General features: G+C 34.9%; 23 protein-coding genes. 18 read left to right on the forward strand and 5 right to left on the reverse strand.

Going from position 1 to position 24987, the window contains the following annotated elements; translation table 11 throughout:
- Positions 1–42 precede the first annotated feature (42 nt).
- The 4 genes from MKX66_RS01800 to sspN all read left to right on the forward strand — a co-directional run bounded on the left by MKX66_RS01800 (position 43) and on the right by sspN (position 2134).
- On the forward strand, positions 43–618 hold the full coding sequence (locus MKX66_RS01800; RefSeq protein ID WP_002128499.1) for a TlpA family protein disulfide reductase: 576 nt from the start codon (positions 43–45) through the stop codon (positions 616–618).
- 115 nt (positions 619–733) lie between these two features.
- Positions 734–1681 carry a 3'-5' exonuclease gene (locus MKX66_RS01805; RefSeq protein WP_016100849.1) on the forward strand — a complete coding sequence of 316 codons (948 nt, stop codon included), beginning with the start codon at positions 734–736 and terminating at the stop codon, positions 1679–1681.
- A gap of 131 nt (positions 1682–1812) precedes the next feature.
- Positions 1813–1956, forward strand: a complete 144-nt coding sequence (locus tag MKX66_RS01810) for an FbpB family small basic protein (RefSeq protein WP_341085360.1) — start codon at positions 1813–1815, stop codon at positions 1954–1956.
- Between the two features lie 43 nt (positions 1957–1999).
- Positions 2000–2134, forward strand: coding sequence for an acid-soluble spore protein SspN (gene sspN, locus MKX66_RS01815; RefSeq protein WP_000527988.1), 135 nt, complete (start codon positions 2000–2002; stop codon positions 2132–2134).
- 76 nt (positions 2135–2210) lie between these two features.
- On the opposite strand, the gene MKX66_RS01820 is transcribed toward sspN, so the two are convergent.
- Positions 2211–3503 carry a glycosyl hydrolase family 18 protein gene (locus MKX66_RS01820; protein ID WP_002066644.1) on the reverse strand — a complete coding sequence of 431 codons (1293 nt, stop codon included), beginning with the start codon at positions 3501–3503 and terminating at the stop codon, positions 2211–2213.
- A gap of 109 nt (positions 3504–3612) precedes the next feature.
- On the opposite strand from MKX66_RS01820, the gene MKX66_RS01825 reads away from it, so the two are divergent.
- On the forward strand, positions 3613–4032 hold the full coding sequence (locus tag MKX66_RS01825; RefSeq protein ID WP_002142699.1) for an acyl-CoA thioesterase: 420 nt from the start codon (positions 3613–3615) through the stop codon (positions 4030–4032).
- A gap of 77 nt (positions 4033–4109) precedes the next feature.
- On the opposite strand, the gene MKX66_RS01830 is transcribed toward MKX66_RS01825, so the two are convergent.
- On the reverse strand, positions 4110–4400 hold the full coding sequence (locus MKX66_RS01830; RefSeq protein WP_002033558.1) for a HesB/YadR/YfhF family protein: 291 nt from the start codon (positions 4398–4400) through the stop codon (positions 4110–4112).
- Positions 4401–4509: 109 nt separating this feature from the next.
- Positions 4510–5106, reverse strand: a complete 597-nt coding sequence (gene plsY / locus MKX66_RS01835; protein ID WP_002014306.1) for a glycerol-3-phosphate 1-O-acyltransferase PlsY — start codon at positions 5104–5106, stop codon at positions 4510–4512.
- 225 nt (positions 5107–5331) lie between these two features.
- On the opposite strand from plsY, the gene MKX66_RS01840 reads away from it, so the two are divergent.
- The 8 genes from MKX66_RS01840 (at position 5332) to MKX66_RS01875 (ending at position 16494) form a co-directional block, all read left to right on the forward strand.
- Positions 5332–7188: an anaerobic ribonucleoside triphosphate reductase gene (locus MKX66_RS01840; protein ID WP_002033560.1), complete on the forward strand. Its 1857-nt coding sequence runs from the start codon at positions 5332–5334 to the stop codon at positions 7186–7188.
- Entirely contained in the window at positions 7185–7637 is a 453-nt protein-coding gene (gene nrdG, locus MKX66_RS01845; protein ID WP_002137702.1) for an anaerobic ribonucleoside-triphosphate reductase activating protein, read from the forward strand. The genes MKX66_RS01840 and nrdG overlap by 4 nt, the downstream gene beginning before the upstream one ends.
- An 18-nt stretch (positions 7638–7655) precedes the next feature.
- Positions 7656–8333: a response regulator transcription factor gene (locus tag MKX66_RS01850; protein ID WP_002014310.1), complete on the forward strand. Its 678-nt coding sequence runs from the start codon at positions 7656–7658 to the stop codon at positions 8331–8333.
- 203 nt (positions 8334–8536) lie between these two features.
- The gene (locus tag MKX66_RS01855) at positions 8537–9778 is read left to right on the forward strand and encodes a S1C family serine protease (RefSeq protein ID WP_215590049.1); all 1242 of its coding nucleotides are present in this window, start codon (positions 8537–8539) and stop codon (positions 9776–9778) included.
- A gap of 79 nt (positions 9779–9857) precedes the next feature.
- A complete protein-coding gene (locus MKX66_RS01860) occupies positions 9858–10271 on the forward strand; it encodes a CoA-binding protein (protein ID WP_002014313.1) in 414 nt (137 codons plus the stop codon).
- 378 nt (positions 10272–10649) lie between these two features.
- Positions 10650–12614 carry a DNA topoisomerase IV subunit B gene (gene parE, locus MKX66_RS01865; protein ID WP_002014314.1) on the forward strand — a complete coding sequence of 655 codons (1965 nt, stop codon included), beginning with the start codon at positions 10650–10652 and terminating at the stop codon, positions 12612–12614.
- A 1-nt stretch (position 12615) separates the two neighbouring features.
- The gene (gene parC / locus MKX66_RS01870; protein WP_002014315.1) at positions 12616–15039 is read left to right on the forward strand and encodes a DNA topoisomerase IV subunit A; all 2424 of its coding nucleotides are present in this window, start codon (positions 12616–12618) and stop codon (positions 15037–15039) included.
- Between the two features lie 423 nt (positions 15040–15462).
- Entirely contained in the window at positions 15463–16494 is a 1032-nt protein-coding gene (locus MKX66_RS01875) for an oxidoreductase (protein ID WP_002128492.1), read from the forward strand.
- A 58-nt stretch (positions 16495–16552) separates the two neighbouring features.
- On the opposite strand, the gene MKX66_RS01880 is transcribed toward MKX66_RS01875, so the two are convergent.
- Positions 16553–16996: a VOC family protein gene (locus MKX66_RS01880; protein WP_002142698.1), complete on the reverse strand. Its 444-nt coding sequence runs from the start codon at positions 16994–16996 to the stop codon at positions 16553–16555.
- A 59-nt stretch (positions 16997–17055) separates the two neighbouring features.
- Here MKX66_RS01880 and MKX66_RS01885 point away from each other — a divergent pair, with 59 nt between their 5' ends.
- Entirely contained in the window at positions 17056–18024 is a 969-nt protein-coding gene (locus MKX66_RS01885) for a helix-turn-helix transcriptional regulator (RefSeq protein ID WP_215590048.1), read from the forward strand.
- Between the two features lie 95 nt (positions 18025–18119).
- On the opposite strand, the gene MKX66_RS01890 is transcribed toward MKX66_RS01885, so the two are convergent.
- On the reverse strand, positions 18120–18740 hold the full coding sequence (locus MKX66_RS01890) for a TetR/AcrR family transcriptional regulator (protein ID WP_080118282.1): 621 nt from the start codon (positions 18738–18740) through the stop codon (positions 18120–18122).
- A gap of 137 nt (positions 18741–18877) precedes the next feature.
- On the opposite strand from MKX66_RS01890, the gene MKX66_RS01895 reads away from it, so the two are divergent.
- The 4 genes from MKX66_RS01895 (at position 18878) to MKX66_RS01910 (ending at position 24627) form a co-directional block, all read left to right on the forward strand.
- Complete coding sequence (locus tag MKX66_RS01895; protein ID WP_341085364.1) at positions 18878–19771, forward strand: ABC transporter ATP-binding protein; 894 nt, start codon at positions 18878–18880, stop codon at positions 19769–19771.
- A complete protein-coding gene (locus tag MKX66_RS01900; protein ID WP_215590046.1) occupies positions 19764–20570 on the forward strand; it encodes an ABC transporter permease subunit in 807 nt (268 codons plus the stop codon). Before MKX66_RS01895 ends, MKX66_RS01900 begins: the two co-directional genes overlap by 8 nt.
- Before the next feature lie 356 nt (positions 20571–20926).
- Positions 20927–22630, forward strand: a complete 1704-nt coding sequence (locus tag MKX66_RS01905; RefSeq protein ID WP_061676023.1) for a peptide ABC transporter substrate-binding protein — start codon at positions 20927–20929, stop codon at positions 22628–22630.
- 281 nt (positions 22631–22911) lie between these two features.
- Positions 22912–24627, forward strand: coding sequence for a peptide ABC transporter substrate-binding protein (locus MKX66_RS01910; RefSeq protein ID WP_012261386.1), 1716 nt, complete (start codon positions 22912–22914; stop codon positions 24625–24627).
- Positions 24628–24987 lie beyond the last annotated feature (360 nt).

The following is a 24987-nucleotide window of genomic DNA, read 5'->3' on the forward strand; positions in this document are numbered from 1 at the left end:
TGATTATGTAATAAGAAGATAAACACGTAAGGGTGATATAATATGTGGCGGAAGCTTACCATTATTGTAGTGTTACTTTGTTTAGCGGGATATGCAGCTTATGAACAGTTTGGTAAAGAGGATCAAGTAATGCAAGAAAAGCCTGCCAAAAGTGAAGCTGCTATGAAAGAGATTTTCGCAAGGAACGGTATTGAAATTGGAAAGAGCGCACCAGATTTTGAATTAGCAAAGATAGATGGAACGAATGTAAAGTTATCCAATTTAAAAGGAAAGAAAGTTATTTTAAACTTTTGGGCAACGTGGTGTGGGCCTTGTCAGCAAGAAATGCCTGATATGGAGGCCTTTTATAAAGAACATAAAGAAAACGTAGAAATTTTAGCTATAAACTATACTCCTTCAGAAAAAGGAGGGGGAGAAGAAAAGGTAAGGAACTTCGCTAAAGAAAAAGGAATTACTTTTCCTATTTTATTGGACAAGAACATTGATGTGACAACAGCGTATAAAGTAATTACCATTCCAACTTCTTATTTTATTGATACAGAAGGTGTCATTCAAGATAAGTTCATTGGACCGATGACGCAAAAAGAGATGGAGAAACGGATTGCTAAATTAAAATAACGGTGAAAAGGTAGAGGTGGAAAGTTACCATTTCTGCCTTTTCTTTTTCACGTAGTGATAGCAGCATGTTATGATAAAAGAAATATAAACGTTTAGAGGTAAAGGAGTGTTTGGAGTGGGGAATATATCCTTACCGTTAGATTATGTTGTAATTGATTTTGAAACAACAGGATTTAACCCTTATAATGATAAAATTATTCAAGTCGCAGCAGTGAAATATCATAATCATGAACTAGTAGATCAATTTGTTTCTTATGTGAATCCAGAGCGTTCAATTCCGGACCGAATAACAAGTTTAACAGGTATTACAAATTATCGTGTTTCAGATGCACCGACGATTGAAGAAGTATTACCTTTATTTTTAGCATTTTTACATACAAATGTTATTGTCGCTCATAATGCATCTTTTGATATGCGTTTTTTAAAAAGTAATGTAAATATGCTTGGACTACCTGAGCCTAAAAATAACGTTATTGATACTGTGTTTTTAGCGAAAAAATATATGAAGCATGCGCCTAATCATAAACTTGAAACGTTAAAACGAATGCTTGGAATTCGATTAAGTTCTCATAATGCATTTGACGACTGTATTACGTGTGCGGCTGTTTATCAAAAATGTGCAGCGGTTGAAGAAGAAGGAAAAAGAAAAGCGAATAAGGAAGTACTTGATGAAACAGCGGTATTTGAAGCAGTAAAAGAAATGCTTGTACGAAATAAACGTGATATTGAGTGGATTCGTTGTATGAATGTTGGGAGTTATTTAGATATAAAAGCCTTTTACCCAATTATAAGGTTAAAGGTCAAAGGGCGAAAGAAATATGTGTTAACAGAAAAAATGGAAGACGATGTAAGAGAAATTTGTACGAGCTTAACATACGAGGCAGCATTGAAAAGTGAGATTGGCAACACGAGAATTATGATTGACAGTGTAGAGGACATTTTGAAGCTAGAGAGCTACATTGTAGCAGAATACGATTCTGTATTACGAGCGCTGGATGAATATAGAGCAAATAAAGTAAATGCGGATGAAGAAATTAAAAAATATTTAAATACGATGGTGTAAAAAATCCCATGTGCAATATATGCGCATGGGATTTTTTATCAAAACATAAAATTTTCTTGCAAATCTGATTAAAGAGTTTTTCATTTGCTCATACTATGTAATAAGAAAGCGTAGAAGAAAGGGTGAGCAACATGAGAAGAAGTCACCGTAGATCGTTTGAAGAACTTGTAAATGAAAATAAACAACAATTATTAAGCGATCGTGATGCAATGGATCGAATTGAAAAACGAATTGAAAAACGTTATGAAATGAAACTTTTTAAGCAGGCTGAATAATTCTTAACACTAGTACGATACTAGTGTTAAGGAGGCGATAGTAATGGGTAATCCGAAAAAGAATTCAAAAGACTTTGCACCAAATCAAATTGGAACACAATCGAAAAAAGCTGGTGGCAATAAAGGGAAGCAAATGCAAGACCAAACTGGCAAACAACCAATTGTTGATAACGGTTAAAAAAAGGAGAATGTCATCATTCTCCTTTTTGTGTGTTTGGATAATATTATAAAAATATTTAAAAAGCTGACTTTCGTCAGCCTTTTTTCGTAATTGTAAAGTTTTCAACGAGTAAACGCCAATTTTGTGGGAATGGTAGACCAATCTTCCAGTAACTAATACCGCCAATGCCTTGTTCTTTCATTAAATTGAATTTACTTTGAATAGACCTCGAATCTTCAAACCAAACCTCGTGTTGTACGCCGTTTTCATCAAAGTAATTAAAATGTGGAGCTTGGGCTGTGAAATCATAGCGGATAGGAACATTGTATTTACGAGCAAGTGCAACAGCTGCGACAGAGCTAACTGCTTTTGCGGGTGGATTCCCTTGTTTGAAAGGAAGTTTCCAATCAAATCCATATAAATTTTGCCCCATCATAATTTTTTGTGGAGGCATTTGAGATTTTGCATATTGAAGTACTTCTTTTACAGGACCAATAGGGGAAATCGCCATCGGTGGTCCACCTTGCCAACCCCAGTCGTATGTCATAATGACGACGAAATCTACAATTTGTCCTTGTGCTTTATAATCGTGAGCCTCAAAAAATTTCCCTTTTTGATTTGAGCTCGTTTTCGGTACAAGTGTTGTACTTAATGTGTACCCGCTAGGTAAGCGTGTTTTCACATTTCGTAAAAAACGATTATACGCTTCGCGATCTTCAGGTGCCACACTCTCGAAATCGAAATGAATGTCTCGCATGCCATATTTTTCAGCTGTTTGCAAAATGTTAGTAATAAACTTGTTTTGAATTGTTGCATCGCGTAAAATAACCGAGGTCAGATCGGCACTGAAATTTCCATTTTCAATATTTGTAATAACGAGCATAGGGATGGTGTTACCTTGCGTTGCAATATTAGCGATTTTCGCTGTTTCCGTCGGTTCTTTTAAAGTGCCGTCTCTTTTTGCTTCAAAGCTGAAGTAGGCTAAATATGTTAAAAATGGATTAATAGCACGTGTAGCATTTACTAAACTTTCTTTTATCGGTATTGTTGAAGGCTGTAAATAAGCAATGGATTCTACTGCTCGTTTTGTTCCTTTCGGTATATATAATTGCTGTCCGACATGGAGAATAGATTTTAATGAAAGGTTATTAACTTTAGCTAAACTGGCGAGAGGGACGTTATACGTTTGAGAAATTCGATAAAGGCTGTCACCTGGCTGTACATAATAATTATTGCCTTTTGTATTAACGATAAGTGCCTGACCAACAACGAGTGTTTCAGCTGGATTTAGTCCATTGTCTTTTACAATTTCTTCAGGTGTAGATCCGTACTTTGATGCTAAACCATAAACACTATCACCGCTACGAACAGTTACAATTTGGATCATGTGCTTGCCCCTTTCGGTAAAAGATTCACTGTTTTTATTTTATTTTTGATTCCACTGTATTATGATTAAATGTATGCAAGGTAGCAGAAGTGAAAGAAGGCGAATAGAAATGTTTGTAGCAGAACATGAAGTTGAAATCCGCTATGCGGAAACAGACCAGATGGGTGTTGTTTACCATTCAAACTATTTAGTGTGGCTGGAACTTGGGCGCACTAAACTTATACAAGAATTAGGATTTTCATATGTTGAAATGGAGAAAGAGGGAATTATTTCTCCTGTATTAGACTTGCAAATTTCATATCGTAAAGCGATGCGTTACGGCGAAAAAGCTATTGTGAAAACGTGGGTTGATACTGTGAGCCCGCTCCGCGTTGTATATGGATATGAAATTTATAATAGTGATGGCGAACTTTGTATTACTGCAAGCACGACGAATATTTGTGCGAAAAAAGAAGGTTTCCGCCCTGTATCATTTAAAAAATTATATCCTGAGTGGTATGCGAAATATGAGGAAATTAAAAAGAAATAAAGTGAAACTTTAATCAGTGGGGGTCTTACTACCCGCAAATAGCGGGATAAAAAAAGCGTGGCAGAAGCCACGCTTTTTTATTTTTCATAATTAAATTGAGGGAAATCATCACCGTCGTTAAGTGTAACTAATAAATTATGTCCATCGAAGAACCACTCATCATCGCCTTCAATAAAGAAGTTAATACCTTCTTCTTGAGTTTGAACAGCAGGGTGCGCAGGGTCATCTTTACGAATACCTAAAGAAAGTCCTTTTTGCACAGTACTGCAACCGCCGTATTGTACGAAAAGGCGTATTGTTTCACCCGATTGTAAGTTTAATTCGTTTTTATACCATTGTGCTGCTTCTTTTGTTACGGAAAGATTCATGTATAGTTCCTCCAAATTATGTTGCCTTTTCTTTTAGTATAAAAAATAACGCAAAAAGACGCTATTAATATGCTTCACGTTTTCTTTTTGCGTTATGTGGGTTACGATCTTATTTTTGCTTTTTTGAAAAGTTTGCTTTTGGTTCAGTTTTATTTATAATTCGTCCGATATTTGCACGGTGTTTATAAATAACCATACCTGCTAATAAACACATCGCAATAATGAAGATTTTATCCCCGCTAACAATGGATGCAATAACAGCAACGACAGCTGTTATCATAGAAGAAAGTGATACGTATCTTGTTGTAAATAAAAGGCTGAAAAAGACAACAGCTAATATTGCAAAAACAACTGGTGAATAGCATAATAGCACTCCAGCAGAAGTTGCAACTGCTTTCCCCCCGCGGAATTTTGCGAAAATCGGATAGACATGTCCAAGAACAGCGGCTAACCCAAACCATAGTGGGTGAATATCTGACCCGAAAATAATCGGTAGACCTGTTGCTAATGTACCTTTTAAAATGTCAGCAATTGTTACGATAAAACCTGCTTTTTTCCCTAATGTACGGAATGTATTTGTTCCGCCTAGATTACCGCTTCCATGCTCACGAATGTCGATTCCATAACCAATTTTTCCAACGACTAATGCAAATGGAATCGAACCGAGTAGATAGGCAACGATAAATAAAAGATATGTAATAACCATGAGTTCAGTCTCCTTTATACAAATGTGTTGATAAAGGGTAAAAAGAGTTTTTCCCATTTATTGTACCATACATTTGTAAAGAGCACATTTCTTTTTTATAAATGAAAAAGTCATTAATTTTTAAAAAAACTTTCACAGGAATGTTACATTTTTCACAGGAACAGAAGAACTATATGTTGTATGATTTTAATCAAAAGACAACAACATGTTGGTGGAGGGTTATGAATGTTGAAACAAAATGTACGTGGAGAAGAATTAATGAAAGTATTTGAGACAATTATCCACGGTAATGAACAAGATTTAATGCAGGAAAATGCAAATGTAGATGGTCGATCTCCAATGGGAGTAATGGGAACGTTCGCATCTGAGAGCGCAAAGTATTATGCAGTAGAAAAATTATTATCAGATCAAGTGAAAAAAGCGATAGATCAAAATATATTATATCCACATGATTTAGATTTTTATGCAACAGGAACGACGACTTGTTCGCAAATTCCGTTAGCGCAAATGCTAGCTAACGGTTTTCATACTGGACATGGACATATGAGACAACCGCAAGACATTAAAAGTGCGTTGGCGCTTTCTTCAATTATTTTTCAGGCGAATCAAAATATGCAGCACGGTGGTCAATCGTTTGCACTCTTTGATATTGATTTAGCTCCATATGTGAGAAAAACAGTAAAGAGACATAAAAAACGACTACAGTCATATCCGCTTACGAAAGAACAAATAGAGGAATTTGCATGGAAAGAGACAGAAAATGATACGTATCAGGCGTGTGAGGCTTTCGTTCATAATTCAAATAGTATGCATAGTAGGGGCGGGGGACAAGTACCATTTATTTCAATTAATTACGGAACAGACACATCGAAAGAGGGAAGACTTTTAATTAAGCAACTTTTAAAAGCGACGCAAGCTGGACTTGGTAAAGGAGAAACACCGATTTTTCCTATTCAAATTTTCAAAATGAAAAAAGGCGTGAACTTTGAAGAGTGTGATCCGAACTATGATTTATTTGAATTAGCGTTAGAAACGACCGCTGAGCGATTATTCCCTAACTTTTCGTTTTTAGATGCTCCGTTTAATGCTGTGCATTATGATGGTCGACCTGAAAGTGAAGTATGTTATATGGGGTGCCGTACTCGTGTTATGTCTAATATACATGGGGAAGAAACAGCAATTGGAAGAGGGAATTTATCGTTTACTTCTATTAATTTAGTAAAATTAGCGCTAATTAGTGGATCGAAAGAAGCGTTTTTTGAAGCGCTAAGTTATTATTTAGATTTAGGCGTTAAGCAATTATTAGAGAGATTTGCTTATCAATGTACAAAGAGAGCAAGAGATTTTCAGTTCTTATATTCACAAGGTGTATGGCGTGGTGGAGAGACGTTACAACCTGAAGATGCTGTGGCACCGATTTTAAAACAAGGGACGTTAAGTCTTGGTTTTATCGGTCTTGCAGAATGTTTAGTAGCGTTAACTGGAAAGCATCATGGAGAAAATGAAGAATCGTGGAAGCTTGGATATGAAATTATTTCCTTTATGAGAGAGAGCATGGATAAGGCGATGGAAGAACATCAACTCAATTTCTCTGTAATTGCAACGCCTGCAGAAGGTTTATCAGGTAAGTTTGTGAAAAAAGATAGAGAAGAATTTGGTGAGATTAGCGGTATAACGAACCATAATTACTATACGAATTCATTCCATATTCCAGTTTATTATAACATTCAAGCGATAAATAAAATTCGTTTAGAAGGACCTTTCCATGCCCTATGTAACGGGGGACATATTACGTATATTGAACTAGACGGAGCAGCTATGCATAACAAAAAGGCATTAAAGCAAATTGTGCAAGCGATGGCAGAGAATGGCGTTGGGTACGGTTCAATAAATCATCCTGTTGATCGTTGTAAGTGCTGTAGTTATCACGGAGTTATTGGGAATGAATGTCCAAGCTGTGGAAATGAAGATGAGGCTAATATAGAAAGAATTCGCCGTATAACGGGCTATCTTGTAGGAGATATGTCGAAGTGGAATAGTGCGAAACGTAGTGAAGAGATGGATCGGGTGAAGCATAAATGAAAGTTATGAATATCATTCATGATAGTGTAGTAGATGGAGAAGGGTTGCGGACAGTCGTGTTTTTTGCGGGCTGTCCGCATCGTTGTTTCGGGTGCCATAACCCGAAATCTTGGAATGTTTGCAATGGAACTGAAATGACGGTAGAAGAAATTGTGAAAGAGATTGAAAGTAATTCATTAACAGATGTAACATTTTCAGGTGGAGATCCATTCTTCCAAGCTGCTGAAGTGAAAAAAGTAGCAAAAGCTGTGAAAGATTTGAAAAAAAATCTATGGATGTATACAGGTTATACGTTAGAAGAGATACAGAGTTCTCGAAATAATGATATGATAGAGTTGTTACAGTATGGGGATGTTTTAGTCGATGGAAGATTTGAAATCGAGAAAAAAGATTTAACACTTCCATTTCGCGGAAGCTCCAATCAACGTATTATTCGATTGAAAGAGTAAAAAGGCGGGATAGATTATATGAATAAAACAGTATTACTTGTTGAAGATGAAAGAAGATTACGTGAAATTGTTAGTGATTATTTTCGTAATGAAGGCTTTGAAGTAATCGAAGCAGAAGACGGGAAAAAAGCGTTAGAATTATTTGCAGAGCATGAAATTGATTTAATTATGTTAGATATTATGTTACCAGAAATAGATGGATGGTCTGTTTGTAGACGAATTAGAAAAGAATCAGCAGTACCAATTATTATGCTAACAGCACGTTCGGATGAGGATGATACATTACTAGGTTTTGAATTAGGTGCAGATGAGTATGTAACGAAACCATTTAGCCCGAAAGTGTTAGTAGCTCGCGCGAAGACGTTATTGAAACGTGCGGATGGAGCGGTAGGAGTATCGGAAGAAAATACTATGTCTTTAGCTGGAATAGAAGTCAATCGACTATCTAGAACAGTTTTAGTAGATGGTGAAGAAATTATATTGACACATAAGGAGTTTGAACTTCTTGTTTATTTAATGGAGAACAAAGGAATTGTGTTGTCACGTCAACATTTATTAGATCAGTTATGGGGATATGATTACTACGGTGATGACCGAACGGTTGATACACATATTAAAAAACTGCGAAATAAGCTAGGAGATAAGGCGAAGCATATCGGCACTGTTATTCGAGTAGGTTACAAATTCGAAGAATAACCTTTAAGTTACTATGCATCTCGGCTTTGGGATATAGCAAATTTACACTCTCCTTTGTAGGTGGAATGTACAAAAAATACTTTTCTTGTCTACAATGGTAGATAGGAGTATTTTTTTAATTGGATTTCACGATGAGTTCACAAGAAGGACACAAAATGTGACTATACTGAAAGTACGAATTCACCAGGGAGGGGAAATAAAACATGGGATATTACGACGGACCGAATTTGAATGAAGAGCATAGTGAAACGAGAGAAGTGAAAAAATCAGGTAGTAAAAAAGGATATTTTTTCACAGGTTTAGTTGGAGCTGTAGTCGGGGCGGTTTCGATTAGTTTTGCAGCACCGTACATGCCATGGGTGCAAAATAATAATGCAGCTGTTTCGTCATTCAATGCTAATAAACAAGTAGAAGGAACTGTAGTTCCAGTTGTAAATAAAGCGAAAAATGAAACTGATTTACCGGGAATGATCGAAGGCGCGAAGGATGTTGTTGTAGGTGTTATTAATATGCAACAAAGTGTTGATCCATTTGCAATGCAACCGACAGGCCAAGAGCAACAAGCTGGCTCAGGATCAGGTGTTATTTATAAAAAAGCAGGAAATAAAGCGTATATTGTAACGAACAACCATGTAGTAGATGGAGCAAATAAACTTGCTGTAAAACTAAGTGATGGTAAAAAGGTAGATGCAAAGCTTGTAGGGAAAGACCCTTGGTTAGATTTAGCGGTTGTAGAAATTGATGGATCTAATGTAAATAAAGTTGCCACTTTAGGTGATTCAAGTAAACTTCGTGCGGGTGAAAAAGCGATTGCAATCGGTAACCCACTAGGGTTTGATGGAAGTGTAACAGAAGGTATTATTAGTAGCAAAGAACGTGAAATTCCAGTAGATATTGATGGCGATAAGCGTGCAGATTGGAATGCTCAAGTTATTCAAACAGATGCAGCGATTAACCCAGGTAATAGTGGTGGTGCGTTATTTAATCAAAACGGTGAAATAATTGGGATTAATTCAAGTAAAATTGCACAACAAGAAGTTGAAGGAATTGGATTTGCTATTCCAATTAATATTGCAAAGCCAGTTATTGAATCCCTTGAAAAAGAAGGAGTGGTGAAACGTCCAGCACTAGGAGTCGGTGTCGTTTCATTAGAAGATGTGCAAGCTTATGCAGTAAATCAATTAAAAGTGCCAAAAGAAGTAACAAATGGAGTTGTATTAGGTAAAATCTATCCAATATCACCAGCGGAAAAAGCTGGTTTAGAGCAATATGATATAGTAGTAGCGTTAGATGATCAAAAAGTAGAGAATTCACTTCAATTCCGTAAATATTTATATGAAAAGAAAAAAGTAGGCGAGAAAGTAGAAGTTACATTCTATCGCAATGGCCAAAAAATGACGAAAACAGCTACATTAGCAGATAATTCAGCTACAAAGAATCAATAATCGGAATAAAAGAAAGTCTCTTTCATGTTGAAAGAGACTTTCTTTATCGGATATACTAAAGAAATAGGAGGGATAAATTATGATAATTGAAAACCCAACTCGTACGGAAATTGGTGAAGTATTAAAGAAAAGTAAAACGATTGCAGTTGTTGGATTATCAGATAAGCCAGAACGCACATCGTATATGGTCTCAAAAGCAATGCAAGATGCTGGGTACCGCATTATTCCAGTAAATCCAACAGTAGATGAAGTACTCGGAGAAAAGGCGGTTTCTTCACTGACGGATATTAAAGAACATGTTGATATTGTAAATGTGTTTCGTCGCTCAGAATTTTTAAAGGATGTTGCGAAAGAGTTTGTAGAGATTGATGCAGATGTTTTCTGGGCACAATTAGGAGTACAAGATGAAGATACATATAAACTTTTACAAGAAAAAGGCTACACAGTAATAATGGATCGTTGCATTAAAGTAGAGCATGTAATGACAAAATAGTATAGATTTTAAAGATAGAAAGATTGATTCAGCCCTCGCTTTTTACATAAGTAGGGCGGATGAACGAGGTGTTCATCATGAGATTTTTTAAAGGCTGTTTTTGGGGATTGTTACTTGTTATCCCATTTTGGATATTGATCATTTGGATCATGATAAAGGTTTGGAATGTATAATGTTGGAATACATATCCATTTCTCGTTGACAAACGATTATTTTTCTGAAATAGTAGCCTAGAGGAATCCTTGTGAAAAAAAACAAGGATTTTTCTATTGAAAATAGTATATAAAAGAGATAAGATAACTTGCCAAAACTATAGTCGAGGCGTTATTCTATAATAGAAACATATGTTCTGATTTGATTAGGAAAGGGGCAAGGAGTTTGGCGAAGCATCAGTTCCAATATAATGAAGATGCAATTCAAGTGTTAGAAGGACTTGAAGCCGTTCGAAAACGCCCGGGTATGTATATCGGGAGTACGGATAGCCGTGGATTGCATCATTTAGTATATGAAATAGTAGATAACTCCGTTGATGAAGCATTAGCGGGATTTGGCGACGAAATTTCTGTCGTAATACATAAAGATAATAGTATTAGCGTAATTGATAAAGGGCGAGGAATGCCTACGGGAATGCATAAGCTTGGAAAGCCGACACCTGAAGTTATTTTAACAGTACTTCATGCTGGTGGTAAGTTTGGCCAAGGAGGCTATAAAACGAGTGGTGGTTTACACGGTGTTGGGGCATCAGTTGTAAACGCCTTATCAGAATGGCTAGTAGTAACGATTAAGCGAGATGGTAGCATTTATGAACAACGCTTTGAAAATGGTGGTACTCCTGCAACGACGTTAGAGAAAATCGGGAAAACGAAAGAGTCTGGTACAACGATGCACTTCAAACCAGATACAACTATTTTCAGCACAACAAATTATAATTATGAAACATTATGTGAGAGATTACGTGAATCTGCATTCTTATTAAAAGGAATGAAAATCTCGATAAAAGATGAACGTAATGATTTAGAAGATGTGTTTCATTATGAAACAGGAATTGAGGCTTTCGTTTCATACTTAAACGAAGAGAAAGATTCGATTCATCCAGTTGTATATTTCTCGGGTGAGCAAAATGGAATTGAAGCAGAGTTAGCCTTTCAGTTTAATGATGGTTACTCAGAAAACATTCTTTCGTTTGTAAATAATGTACGTACAAAAGACGGTGGTACACACGAAGCTGGATTTAAAACAGCAATGACACGTGTGTTCAATGAGTATGCTCGTAAAGTTTCTTTATTAAAAGAAAAAGACAAAAATTTAGAGGGTACAGATATTCGAGAAGGATTAGCTTCGATTGTTTCTGTACGTGTACCAGAAGACGTACTCCAGTTTGAAGGGCAAACGAAAGGGAAACTAGGTACAAGTGAAGCTCGTTCTTCAATTGATGCAATTGTATCTGAGCATTTAGCTTACTTTTTAGAAGAAAACCCGGATGTAGCTACACTTCTTGTGAGAAAGGCAATTAAAGCAGCACAAGCACGTGAGGCTGCTCGTAAAGCGAGAGAAGAAGCGCGTACTGGTAAGAAGAAGAAAAAATCAGAAGGTACTTTAAGCGGGAAGTTAACACCTGCACAATCACGTAATCCTCAGAAAAACGAATTGTATTTAGTAGAGGGTGACTCGGCTGGTGGTTCAGCAAAGCAAGGGCGAGATCGTCGTTTCCAAGCGGTACTACCATTACGTGGTAAAGTAATTAACACGGAAAAAGCAAAGCTTGCTGATATTTTTAAGAACGAAGAGATCAATACGATTATTTACGCAATTGGCGGAGGCGTAGGGAATGAGTTCGCTGTTGAAGATATTAACTACGATAAAGTTGTTATTATGACCGATGCAGATACGGATGGAGCACATATTCAAGTGTTACTACTGACGTTCTTCTACCGTTATATGAAACCACTTATTGAAGCTGGTAAAGTATTTATCGCACTTCCACCTTTATATAAAGTAAGTAAAGGAAAAGGGAAAAGTGAAGTAATTGAATATGCATGGTCTGATGAAGAATTAGGTGATGTAACGAAAAAGGTCGGTAAAGGCTACATGTTGCAGCGCTATAAAGGACTTGGCGAAATGAATGCCGATCAATTATGGGAAACAACGATGAACCCTGAAACACGTACGTTAATCCGTGTGAAAATTGACGATGCATCAAGAGCTGAGCGCCGAGTTACGACATTGATGGGGGATAAAGTAGAACCTCGCCGTAAATGGATTGAGCGTAATGTACAATTTGGTATGCAAGAAGAAGGAAATATTTTAGAAAATGAAATGATTATGGAGACGGAGGTGGAATAACATGCAGGCAGAGAAGTTTCATGACCTCCCGCTTGAAGACGTGTTAGGTGACCGCTTTGCACGTTATAGTAAATATATTATTCAAGACCGCGCGCTTCCAGATGCGCGTGACGGTTTAAAACCGGTACAAAGACGTATTTTATATTCTATGTATGTAGAAGGAAACGTACATGATAAAGCGTTTCGTAAATCAGCTAAAACAGTAGGTAATGTTATCGGTAATTATCATCCACATGGTGATTCCTCTGTATATGAGGCGATGGTCCGTTTAAGTCAAACTTGGAAAGTACGTAATGTTTTAGTTGAAATGCACGGAAATAACGGTAGTGTTGATGGGGATCCAGCAGCGGCAATGCGTTATACGGAAGCACGTTTATCACCAATCGCATCTGAGTTATTACGTGACCTTGATAAAGAAACAGTAGAATTCGTGTCAAACTTTGATGATACGAGTGAAGAACCTATTGTATTACCGGCAATGTTCCCGAACTTATTAGTGAACGGATCTACAGGGATTTCCGCTGGTTATGCAACAGAAATTCCACCGCATCATCTTGGAGAAGTAATTGATGCTACAATTATGCGTATCGATCAACCGAATAGTTCTGTGGAGGACTTGTTAACAGTTATTAAAGGACCAGATTTCCCTACAGGTGGTATTATACAAGGGATAGATGGCATTAAAAAAGCGTATGAAACAGGTAAAGGTAAAATTATTATTCGCGGAAAAGCAGAGGTTGAAACGATTCGTGGCGGGAAGCAACAAATCGTTATTACAGAAATTCCGTACGAAGTAAATAAAGCGAATCTTGTTAAGAAAATGGATGAATTGCGTATAGATAAAAAGCTAGATGGAATTGCTGAAGTACGTGATGAGACAGATCGTACAGGTCTTCGTATCGTTGTAGAATTAAAAAAAGAAGCGAATGCTGAAGGTATTTTAAATTATTTATATAAAAATACAGATTTACAAATTCCATACAACTTTAATATGGTAGCGATAAATAATCGTCGTCCGACACTTATGACATTACCTAAGATTTTGGATGCATATATTGGACATCAGAAAGAAGTTGTTACAAGACGCTCACAATATGAATTAAGAAAAGCAGAAAATCGTCAGCATATTGTAGAAGGTTTAAAGAAAGCATTATCAATTTTAGATGAAGTGATTGAAACAATCCGTGGGTCTAAAGATAAGCGTAATGCGAAAGATAATTTAAGTGCGAAATTTGGATTTACAGAGGCGCAGTCAGAAGCAATTGTTTCACTGCAATTATATCGTTTAACAAATACAGATATTACAGCGCTAGAGCAAGAAGCAGCGGAACTTAGTAAGAAAATTATAGAGTTACAGTCAATTTTACAAAGTGAAAAAAGACTTTTTCAAGTTATTAAAACAGATTTGAAGAGAGTAAAGAAAACATATAGTGATAATCGCCGTGCGATAATTGAAGAGGAAATTGAAGAAATTAAAATCGATGTGGAAGTTATGATTCCGCAAGAAGATGTCATCGTTACTGTAACGAAAGAAGGCTATGTGAAACGAACAGGTTGGCGTTCGCATAATGCATCGAACGGGAAATACTTCGGTATGAAAGAGGGTGACATCTTACTTGAGCGTTTCGATACAAACACGACAGAAACCGTTCTTTTATTTACGAACAAAGGAAATTATATTTATCTTCCTGTGTATGAAATGCCAGAAATTCGTTGGAAAGATTTAGGTCAACACGTTGCGAATCTTGTTTCACTCGAGCGAGATGAATCGTTAATTTGGGCAACAGTCGTACCGAATTTTGAAGAAGAAAAACGATTTATCGTATTTGTTACACGAAACGGTATGATTAAGAAAACAGAATTAAACCAATATAAAGTGCAGCGTTATTCACGGGCATTCGTTGCTGTAAACTTGAAAAAAGATGATGAAGTTGTTGATATATTTGCGACAGATGGGACAAGTGATATTGTTCTTGCAACACATGGTGCATATGCACTTGTATTCAATGAAGAAGAAGTAAGTCCAGTTGGTGTCAGAGCAGCTGGTGTGAAAGCAATTAATTTAAAAGAAGATGACTATGTTGCTTCTGGTAAACCGTTAAATGGTGAAAAAGATCAACTTATTCTCGTTACGCAGCGAGGTGCTGTGAAACGTATAAAGGCATCGGAAATTGAGAAATCAACGAGGGCGAAGCGAGGCCTTGTAATTTTTAAAGAGTTAAAACGTAATCCGTACCGCATTGTCGGTATTGAAATTGTTCGAGATGATGAATTAGTTTACATGAAGACAGAGAAACACATTGTAGAAGAAATTGATCCGAAAGCGTTTCGAAATAAAGACCGGTATAGTAATGGTAGTTTAGTACTAGATGTTAATGATACTGGTGAAGTAATTGAAACGTGGACAAAGAAAAGAACGGAATAAAGTGAAACTTTAATTAGTGGGTTTTTTTCCATCCCCCACTGATTATTAGCCTTCACCAATCGGCCTTTTACGGGCAGTTGGTCTCACGCCTAACTTCCCTCGCATTCGCCTTATTTTGAGGTGGGAGTCTTACTGCGCGTTAATGCGGGATAAAGGGAGCATCTTGCTATGAATGATAGTAAGATGCTTTTTTCTAAGCAAATCATTATGTATATAAAAATAATCTTGTTATAATGATGAAATGAAATCGTTCTCATAAAGTGAAACTTTAATCAGTGGGGATTTTCTTTATCCCCACTGATTATTAGTTGAACCAATCGGGCTTTTACGAGTAGTTGATTCCTCACCTAATTTCTTTGCTTTCGCTGAATTTTGAGTTAGGAATCTTACTGCCCGTTAAAGCGGGACAAATGGAGGGGCAACATGAAAAAAATAGGTGTAGGGATTGTAGGATTTGGATTTTCTAGTACAACATTTCACATCCCGTTATTACAAACGATAGAAGAATACGATATTCGTGCTATTTTATCATCAAAAGAAGAAGTAGTGAAACAAGCATTACCAAATGCTGAAGTTGTTGGTACAATTGATGAATTAGTAAATCGAGCTGATATTGACTTAGTGGTCATTACTTCGCCGAATACAACCCATTTTCCATATGTAAAAGAAGCAATTGTACACGGTAAGCATGTTGTTGTGGAAAAACCATTCGTTGTTTCAATTGAAGAAGGAGAAGAACTTATTTCATTAGCGAACCGACATAATGTCGTTTTAAGTGTGTATCATAATCGCCGTTTGGATAATGATTTCTTAACGATAAAGAAATTATTACAAGAAAAAAGAATAGGGAATGTATACGCATATGAAGCGCATTTCGATCGTTTCCGCCCACATGTACGCGATCGCTGGAGAGAAAAGAACTTACCAGGATCAGGTATATTATATGATTTAGGATCGCATTTAATTGACCAAGCATTATCATTATTTGGGAAACCAGATGCGATAAGCGCAGATGTAATAAAACAACGACCAGGTGCAGAAGTGGATGATTACTTCCATGTTGTACTTCACTATGGAGTGAAGCGCGTTATTTTACATAGTAGCAGTTACGTAAAGCAAGCTGGACCACATTTTACACTGCATGGAGATAAAGGTTCTATCGTGAAGTATGGTATGGATTCACAGGAAGAACAATTAAAGACTGGAATGAAGCCAGGGGATAATGGTTATGGAGCAGACTCTGAAGAGAATTTTGCTACTTTAGAAACAGAAGAAAGCTTAGAGCGTATTCCAACAGAAGTCGGCTGCTATGACATGTATTATAAAGGCGTGCGAGATAGCATATTAAATGGTGAAAAACTACCTGTAACTGCTCAAGAAGGTTTAGACGTTATTAAATTGATTCAATTGGCGACTGAAAGTAGTGAAACGGGTAGAGTCATTGCGGTAAAATAAAAAAAGACACGAATTTCGTGTCTTTTTTTATTAGGAATATGCGAATATGACTCATTATTTAGTTTAGTCGTTTATCATACATTAACTGGATTTGTATGCCGTAAGGATCTTCAATAATACCATATGCTTCACTAAATATATTTTTTTCTAGTGGAGAGATTATTTTCACATGCTTATCGGAAATTAAATTATTATAAAATCTTTGTATTTCTTCTAAATTAGCACTTTGAATGCAAAGTGACATGTTATTTCCAACGCTATAACGTTCAGTAGGGTTCATTGTATCTTCGGCTATCATTAGCTTTGTATTCCCAATTTGTAAAACAGAGTGGGCAATATGATCTTTATTTTCACTTGTAATTTCAAAAGAACTATCTCTTTTGGCCAGTTCTTCATACGTAACAATCATTAACTTCTTGGCCTCTAAATTACGTGTATAAAAATTAATTGCCTCCTTTGCTTGCCCATTCATTGAAAGAAAAATAGCTATTTCTAATGTCATAAATATATAACTCCTTTATTAGTTAATAATTATAATATAGACTAAAAAGGTTTCAATACATGACACCTTTTATGGAGGGAAATATGAAAAAAACTGAACGAATAAATGATATGCTTATCTTCTTAAATAATAAAAGATATTTTAATTTAAAAGATTTAATGGTTAGATATGATATTTCTAAAAGTACCGCTCTACGAGATATTCAATCATTAGAAGAAATAGGTGTACCAATATATTCTGAACTAGGTAGAAATGGGAGTTATAAAATTATAGAAAATAGTGTGTTATCACCAATATATTTTAGTGTGGATGAAATGTATGCGTTATACTTTTCGATTCTTACATTAAATGGTTACAAAACAAAGCCATTTAATATAGAAAGTATTGCGCTTGAAAATAAATTTAAACATGTATTACCTGATAATGTGAGTAAAAATATTTCAATTATGGAACGAACACTTTCCTTTGAAGTAACAAATCATAGTAACTTTAGTCCGTTCTTAAAAGAACTTTTACAGGGGATTTTTGCTGAGCGAGTTTATCATTTAACATATTTAAAAAAAGATGAGGAGAAAGTATTGGTCGCCCAATTTATTCGAATAGAATCTAAATTTGGCCAGTGGTATGCTAAAATCTTTAATTTTGAGACAAATCATGTTCAAATAATTAGATGTGATAAAATTCTTTCTATTGTGGAAACAAGCAATACGAATTCAAAAAATCTTGAAGAATTGTTAAGTTATCTTACTAATTTTCATAGAAGGCCTGATGCAACTGATTTTATTGTCGTTGTTAATCAAAAAGGAAAAGACATTTTTGATAAAGAGAATTATCCCTCCATGAAGATACAAAAAGAAAACGAAAATTACATTATAACAGGCTATTTTAACAAGAAAGAAGTTGATTTTGTTTCAAGTTATTTTCTGAATTTCGGTGAAACGATTATCTCAATTCAGCCTGTTATGCTAAAAGAGTTAATTTATAATAAGGTATTATCTATAAAGCAGCATTTAACTTCGTTAAGATAAAGTTAGTATTAATAATTTTTTTAACACCAAAAAGCCCTTGAAATCTAAATATCCAAAGGGCCTTTTGGTGATTTTATTTGTTCTTTAGAAAAAAATTATTTTTCTGGGACGGACAGTCCATAAAAGAACATCGTAACGATATCTTGTATATGTTTTTCGCGATCTCCTTCAAGAAGCTGTGCCCCGAAATCATCACCTAATTTAGTGAACATTTGAATGTATAGCAACATCATTTCTTTAGTAAGGTGAGGGTTAATTTCATTTTTTTGCTGTGCTTGTTCTAGTATTTCTAAATACCAAGGCAGGATTTTTTCGTTTTGATAACTATAAATAAACTCTCGGAGCTCTTCATCTCTTTGCATCATTTGTAGCAACATATCAGGTTGGAATAACCCGCCAGTATTCATTTTTCTAATGATCATCTTTTGCATCATCTCATGAAAAGGTAATTTTTCTTCTGCAAGTTTTTTATAATATTGAAATTCAGATATTATAAATTCTTGTATAAGCTCCCTAAATAACGCATCTTTACTTCCGAAATGATTATAAATTGTCACTTGAGAAACGTTTGCTTTTTTTGCAATATGTTCTATTTTCACTTCATTAAATCCACGTTCTGAAAATAATGTAAAGGCCGCATCTTTAATGGCACGTTTTTTCTTTTCTTTCACTTTTTCAAAGCCGTTCAATACAATCACCTCAATTAAAATATACAAGAAAAAATAATTGAAAACAATATTTTTGAAATATGGACATATAAATATTTCAAAAAGTTGTTGCGAATATGAAAGATGAGGAGTACAATAATTTTGAAATATCACATGTTAAATATTTCAAAAAATGAGGTGGGTTTATGATTTCAGTTCAAAATGTTACAAAACAGTTTTCAAATGGAAAAGGCTTGTTTGATATTACATTTGAAGTGAAAGAAGGAGAAGTTTTTGGCTACTTAGGACCAAATGGTGCTGGGAAATCAACAACGATTCGTAATTTAATGGGATTTATAAAACCGACGGCTGGTAAAGCGACAATTTTCGGATTAGATTGTTGGGAAGATGCTGCGAAAATTCAAAGAGAAGTTGGCTATTTACCAGGAGAAATTTCTTTTATTGAAGGAATGAATGGATTAGAATTTTTAAATTTGATGCAAGGAATGCGTGGGTTAAAAAATATAAAAAGACGAGATGAATTGATAGAACGTTTGCAGTTCGATGTGAAAACACCAATTCGAAAAATGTCTAAAGGAATGAAACAAAAAGTAGGTATAGTTGCGGCATTTATGCATGATCCAGAAGTGTTAATTTTAGATGAACCGACATCAGGACTCGATCCACTTATGCAACAAGTATTTATAGATTTAATATTAGAGGAAAAGCAAAGAGGAAAAACAATCCTTATGTCATCACATATTTTCACTGAAATTGAGAGAACTTGTGACAGAGTAGCTATTATTAAAGATGGTTGTCTTGTAACCGTTGAAAACATTCATGATTTACAAGGCATGAGAAGACAGGTGATAGATGTAACAGTATCATCTCAAGAAGAAATCGAATCTCTTAAACAATGTGATTTGCAATTTGCAGGAATGAAAGGTAGAGAGGCGTCAATTATTGTGCAAGGAAACTATCAAACTGTTTTACAAATACTTTCAAACTATAATGTAACTGCACTTCAAACGAGAGCGACGGATTTAGAACATTTATTTATGCATTATTACGAGAAGAGAGAAGGGGTAAAGCATGAATAAACAACTATTTTTAGCTAGTTTGAAAGAAACGAAAAAAAGTATATTCAGCTATGCTACTGGTGCAGCTCTTTATTTATGGTTATTAATTTGGATATTCCCATCGATGGTTTCAGCCAAAGGTTTAAATGAATTAATAAGTGCCATGCCTGATAGTGTGAAAAAAATTGTTGGAATGGAAAGTCCGATTCAAAATGTAATGGATTTTTTAGCTGGTGAATATTATAGTCTATTGTTTATTATCATTTTAACAATTTTTTGTGTCACGGTTGCAACGCATCTAATTGCTCGTCATGTAGATAAAGGGGCGATGGCATATTTATTAGCAACACCTGTATCCAGGGTGCAAATTGCAATTACACAAGCTACTGTTCTCATATTGGGGCTACTAATAATTGTAATTGTCACTTATGTAGCTGGTATATTAGGTGCAGATTGGTTTTTAAAAGATAATAACTTAAATAAAGAATTATTTTTGAAAATAAATGTAGTTGGAGGGCTTATATTTTTAGTAGTTAGTGCCTATTCATTTTTCTTTTCTTGTATATGTAATGATGAAAGAACGGCACTTAGCTACTCAGCCAGTTTAACAATCTTATTTTTCGTATTAGATATGGTAGGGAAATTAAGTGATAAGTTAGAGTGGATGAGAAATATATCTTTATTTACATTGTTTCGTCCGAAAGAAATTGCTGAAGGAACATATAATATATGGCCAGTAAGTATAGGCTTAACTGCTGGAGCACTTTGTATCTTCATAGTAGCAATTGTAGTGTTTAGGAAGAGGGATTTACCGTTGTAAATTAGAAAGTCCACTGAGAAAGTGGGCTTTTTTTGTTTTTGTAGGAAAGAGATCTCTAGAATATACATTATTTATTAACGACAATTTACAGTCTATTTATTGGAAAGTATCATTAACACTATTAAATTAGTGTATATGTAACGATAATAAATGATGTTAAAAAACTATATGGAATTTTTATGAATATTACTGTAAGAAAATAATTTTTTAATAATTTTCAATAATAACACTTTACAAATTTTAAAAAATTAGTAGAATAAGAAGTAGTAAGAATCGTCTGATAAATATATAAAGAAAAACAGAATTATCAGAAAATTCTTAAATAGCTATCGTTTAGAATTAGGGAGGGTACAAAAATGAAAAAGAAAAAAATGAAAAAACTAACAGCAGTTGTAGTACCGGTTTTAGCAATGAGCATGGCATTAACAGCATGTTCTACATCAGGCGGAGATAAAAAGACAAGCACAAATTCTAGCTCTAGTGGAGATAGTAAGTCAGGGGAAAAATTAGCGGCAAAACAAGTGTTGAATCGAACAGTAAACCAAGAGATTCCAACGATGGATTCTTCTAAATCAACAGATACAGTATCTTCACAAATGCTAGGGAATACGATGGAAGGATTATATCGTCTGGATAAAGATAATAAGCCTATTCCAGCGGCAGCAGAATCTAGCACGAAAAGTGAAGATGGTAAAAAATATACATTTAAACTGCGTAAAGATGCAAAATGGTCAAATGGAGATCCAGTAACGGCGAAAGATTTCGTATATGCTTGGCAACGTCTATTAGATCCAAAAACAGCTGCTGAGTATGCATTTATCGCATTCCCAATTAAAAATGCAGAAGTGGTTAATAAAGGTGAAAAACCTGTAGCTGAATTAGGAGTGAAAGCGGTAGATGATCTTACGCTTGAAGTTGAATTAGAGCAAGCGGTACCGTACTTCTTAAACTTAGTAGCATTCCCATCGTACTACCCATTAAATGAAAAATTCGTAAAAGAAAAAGGGGAGAAGTTCGGTATAGAGTCTGATACAACAGTTTATAATGGACCGTTCGTTCTTAAAGATTGGAAGCATGAACAAGGATGGCAATTAAAGAAAAATGATCAATATTGGGATAAAAAGACTGTAAAACTTGAAGAAGTTAACTTCAGTGTTGTTAAAGAACCAGCAACTCTTATCAATTTATATGATAGCGGTCAAGTTGACTTTGCTTTATTAACTGGAGAGTTCGTAGATAAATACAGAAATAAGAAAGATGAATTCGGAACATATTCACAAGTGAGTACGTATTTCATTCGTATGAACCAAAAACGTGATGGACAAGACACACCATTAAAGAGTAAAAAGTTACGTGAAGCAATTGCACTATCAGTTGATAAAAAGAATTTAGCAAACGTAATTTTAAATGATGGATCAAAAGAAGCTGACTTCTTAGTACCAAAAGGTTTAGCAACTGGACCAGACGGTAAAGACTTCCAAGAAACGTTTAAAAATGGTTTAAAACCAAATGCTAAAAAGGCTGCTGCAGCTTGGGAAGAAGCGAAAAAAGAGCTAGGTAAAGACCAAGTTACAATTGAATTCTTAAACTACGATACTGGTAATGCGAAAAAAGTTGGAGAATATATTAAGGACCAAATTGAGAAGAACTTAAAAGGTGTAACAGTTAACATTAAACTTCAACCATTTAAGCAAAAACTAAAATTAGAATCTGAGCAACAATATGATATTTCATACGGTGGTTGGAATCCAGATTATGCAGATCCAATGACGTTCTTAGATATGTTTGAGACTGGACATTCTCATAACCAAATGAGCTTCTCTGACCCTAAATATGACGGCATGGTGAAAAAAGCTGGAACAGAATTAATGAGCGATGCGAAGAAACGTTGGGAAGAGTTAGGAAAAGCTGAAAAAACATTACTTGAAGAAGATGTAGCGATTGTACCTTTATACCAACGTGGAGATTCTTATGTTTTACAACCAAATGTAAAAGGTGTAGTAAAACATAATATCAGTCCAGAATTTAGCTTTAAGTGGGCATACGTGACTGAAAAATAATAGAGTTAAAAAAGCATTTCAAAGTAGCTTAGCTACTTTGAAATGCTTTTTTTTAGCTCAGTTAAATAGAGAAGAATAAGGCGTATAGTACGTACATATAGTAGATGGGGGATAAATCATACTAATTTATGAAGATAAAAATCAGAATATTTAAAATAAAACTATTTACAAATACGAAAAATAGAGTAGAATAATATTAGTTATAATTTTCAGAAAATTAATCGTTAGCAAGGGGTCTCTCAAGGGTTGGTAATGTACATATAATTAGGGAGGGTACAAAAATGAAGAGAAAAAAGATGAAAAAGTTAACAGCGGTTGTAGTACCAGTTTTAGCAATGAGTGTTGCATTGACAGCGTGCTCTGGATCAGGTGGGGAGAAGAAAACGACTACTACATCTAATAGTGGGGAAGAAAAAAAAGCTGATATTAAATATGCAGCGAAGCAAGTATTAAATCGTACGGAAAATCAAGAAATTCCGACGATGGACACTTCTAAATCTACTGATACGTTAGGGGCACAAATTTTAGGGAACACAATGGAAGGATTATATCGTCTTGATAAAGATAATAAGCCTATTCCGGCTGCTGCAGAATCAAGTACGAAAAGCGAAGATGGTAAAAAATATACGTTTAAACTGCGTAAAGATGCAAAATGGTCAAATGGAGAGCCTGTAACAGCGAAAGATTTCGTATACGGATGGCAGCGCTTACTTGATAAAAACACAGCGGCAGAATATGCGTTTATTGCCTACTATATTAAAAATGCAGAGGCAATTAATAAAGGTGAAAAACCTGCAACGGAATTAGGTGCAAAAGCGGTAGATGATTATACACTTGAAGTAGAATTAGACAAACCAGTACCATATTTCTTAAACTTATTAGCATTCCCGTCATATTATCCTTTAAATGAAAAGTTCGTAAAAGAAAAAGGAGAGAAATTCGGTTTAGAAGCAGATACAACATTGTATAACGGGCCATTTGTAATGGCATCGTGGAAACATGAACAAGGTTGGCAGTTGAAGAAAAATGATAAATATTGGGATAATAAGACTGTGAAATTAGAAGAAATTAATTATAGTGTAGTAAAAGAAGTTGCTACAAAAGTAAATTTATATGATACAGGATCAATTGATTTCACACTACTATCAGGAGAATTCGTAGATAAATATAAATCGAACAAAGATGAATATGGTGAGTATTCAGAAGCAAGTACGTACTTCTTACGTTTAAATCAAAAGCGTAACGGACAAGATACACCGTTAAAGAGTAAAAAGCTTCGTGAAGCAATCGCATTATCCATTGATAAAAAAGGTTTAGCAAACGTTATATTAAATAATGGGTCAAAAGCAACTGATCAATTGGTTCCAAAAGGGCTTGCGACGGGACCGGATGGTAAAGATTATCAAGATACATTTAAAAATGGTCTGAAATATGATGTGAAAAAAGGCGCAGCAGCTTGGGAAGAGGCGAAAAAGGAACTCGGAAAAGATCAAGTTACAATTGAATTACTAAGCTATGATGATGGAACTGCGAAAAAGATTGCCGATTATTTTAAAGATCAAATTGAGAAAAACTTAAAAGGTGTAACAGTTAACACGAAAATTCAGCCATTTAAACAAAAATTAAAATTAGAGTCAGCGCAAGATTATGAAGTTTCGTTTGCAGGTTGGAGCCCAGATTATTCGGATCCAATGACATTTATTGATATGTTTGAATCGAAGAGTCCATATAACCAAATGAGTTATTCAAATCCGAAATACGATGAAATGGTACAAAAAGCAGGTAATGAATTATTGTCTGATCCGAAGAAGCGCTGGGAAACATTAGGGAAAGCAGAAAAAATATTCCTTGAAGAAGATGCAGGATTAGTTCCTTTATATCAAACAGGAAGATCATATGTAATGAAACCGAATGTAAAAGGAATTGTGAAACACAACATTAGTCCAGAATATAGCTTTAAGTGGGCGTATGTAACTGAGGATGGCGGAAAGAAATAACATGAAAGCATTTCAAAAGTGGCTAATATGCTTTTGAAATGCTTTTTTTGTATGAATAGGAGAATAAGGCACATGGAAATTAGAAAGGAGTTCAACAATTGGATAGATAAATGATAGCAGAGATTTCATATTGATGAGAAAAATATAGAACATAGCAATAGAGAAGAATAAGAGGGGATATGTTTACATATAGTAGACGGGGGATAATTCATATAGTAGTAATAGTAAAATAGCAAGTTATTATCATAAAAAAATAAATATTTAGAAAATTTACAAAAATACTTTACAAAACCGAAAAAAATAGTAGAATATTAATTAATAAGAATTTTCTGATAACGAAAGTTAATAGAGAATCTCTAA

It is taken from the genome of Bacillus sp. FSL R9-9530, from assembly GCF_038008145.1.
GTDB classification, from domain to species: domain Bacteria; phylum Bacillota; class Bacilli; order Bacillales; family Bacillaceae_G; genus Bacillus_A; species Bacillus_A mycoides.

Excerpts from the sequence above, each read along its gene's own strand:
- MKX66_RS01825 (WP_002142699.1), top strand. The coding sequence starts at position 3,613 with ATGTTTGTAGCAGAACATGAAGTTGAAATCCGCTATGCGGAAACAGAC.
- parC (WP_002014315.1), top strand. The coding sequence starts at position 12,616 with ATGCAGGCAGAGAAGTTTCATGACCTCCCGCTTGAAGACGTGTTAGGT.
- MKX66_RS01810 (WP_341085360.1), top strand. The coding sequence starts at position 1,813 with ATGAGAAGAAGTCACCGTAGATCGTTTGAAGAACTTGTAAATGAAAAT.
- nrdG (WP_002137702.1), top strand. The coding sequence starts at position 7,185 with ATGAAAGTTATGAATATCATTCATGATAGTGTAGTAGATGGAGAAGGG.
- MKX66_RS01905 (WP_061676023.1), top strand. The coding sequence starts at position 20,927 with ATGAAAAAGAAAAAAATGAAAAAACTAACAGCAGTTGTAGTACCGGTT.
- MKX66_RS01830 (WP_002033558.1), bottom strand. The coding sequence starts at position 4,400 with ATGAATCTTTCCGTAACAAAAGAAGCAGCACAATGGTATAAAAACGAA.
- MKX66_RS01875 (WP_002128492.1), top strand. The coding sequence starts at position 15,463 with ATGAAAAAAATAGGTGTAGGGATTGTAGGATTTGGATTTTCTAGTACA.
- MKX66_RS01895 (WP_341085364.1), top strand. The coding sequence starts at position 18,878 with ATGATTTCAGTTCAAAATGTTACAAAACAGTTTTCAAATGGAAAAGGC.
- MKX66_RS01900 (WP_215590046.1), top strand. The coding sequence starts at position 19,764 with ATGAATAAACAACTATTTTTAGCTAGTTTGAAAGAAACGAAAAAAAGT.
- MKX66_RS01850 (WP_002014310.1), top strand. The coding sequence starts at position 7,656 with ATGAATAAAACAGTATTACTTGTTGAAGATGAAAGAAGATTACGTGAA.
- MKX66_RS01820 (WP_002066644.1), bottom strand. The coding sequence starts at position 3,503 with ATGATCCAAATTGTAACTGTTCGTAGCGGTGATAGTGTTTATGGTTTA.
- MKX66_RS01880 (WP_002142698.1), bottom strand. The coding sequence starts at position 16,996 with ATGACATTAGAAATAGCTATTTTTCTTTCAATGAATGGGCAAGCAAAG.
- MKX66_RS01855 (WP_215590049.1), top strand. The coding sequence starts at position 8,537 with ATGGGATATTACGACGGACCGAATTTGAATGAAGAGCATAGTGAAACG.
- MKX66_RS01860 (WP_002014313.1), top strand. The coding sequence starts at position 9,858 with ATGATAATTGAAAACCCAACTCGTACGGAAATTGGTGAAGTATTAAAG.
- MKX66_RS01910 (WP_012261386.1), top strand. The coding sequence starts at position 22,912 with ATGAAGAGAAAAAAGATGAAAAAGTTAACAGCGGTTGTAGTACCAGTT.
- sspN (WP_000527988.1), top strand. The coding sequence starts at position 2,000 with ATGGGTAATCCGAAAAAGAATTCAAAAGACTTTGCACCAAATCAAATT.
- MKX66_RS01885 (WP_215590048.1), top strand. The coding sequence starts at position 17,056 with ATGACACCTTTTATGGAGGGAAATATGAAAAAAACTGAACGAATAAAT.
- MKX66_RS01800 (WP_002128499.1), top strand. The coding sequence starts at position 43 with ATGTGGCGGAAGCTTACCATTATTGTAGTGTTACTTTGTTTAGCGGGA.
- MKX66_RS01840 (WP_002033560.1), top strand. The coding sequence starts at position 5,332 with ATGTTGAAACAAAATGTACGTGGAGAAGAATTAATGAAAGTATTTGAG.
- plsY (WP_002014306.1), bottom strand. The coding sequence starts at position 5,106 with ATGGTTATTACATATCTTTTATTTATCGTTGCCTATCTACTCGGTTCG.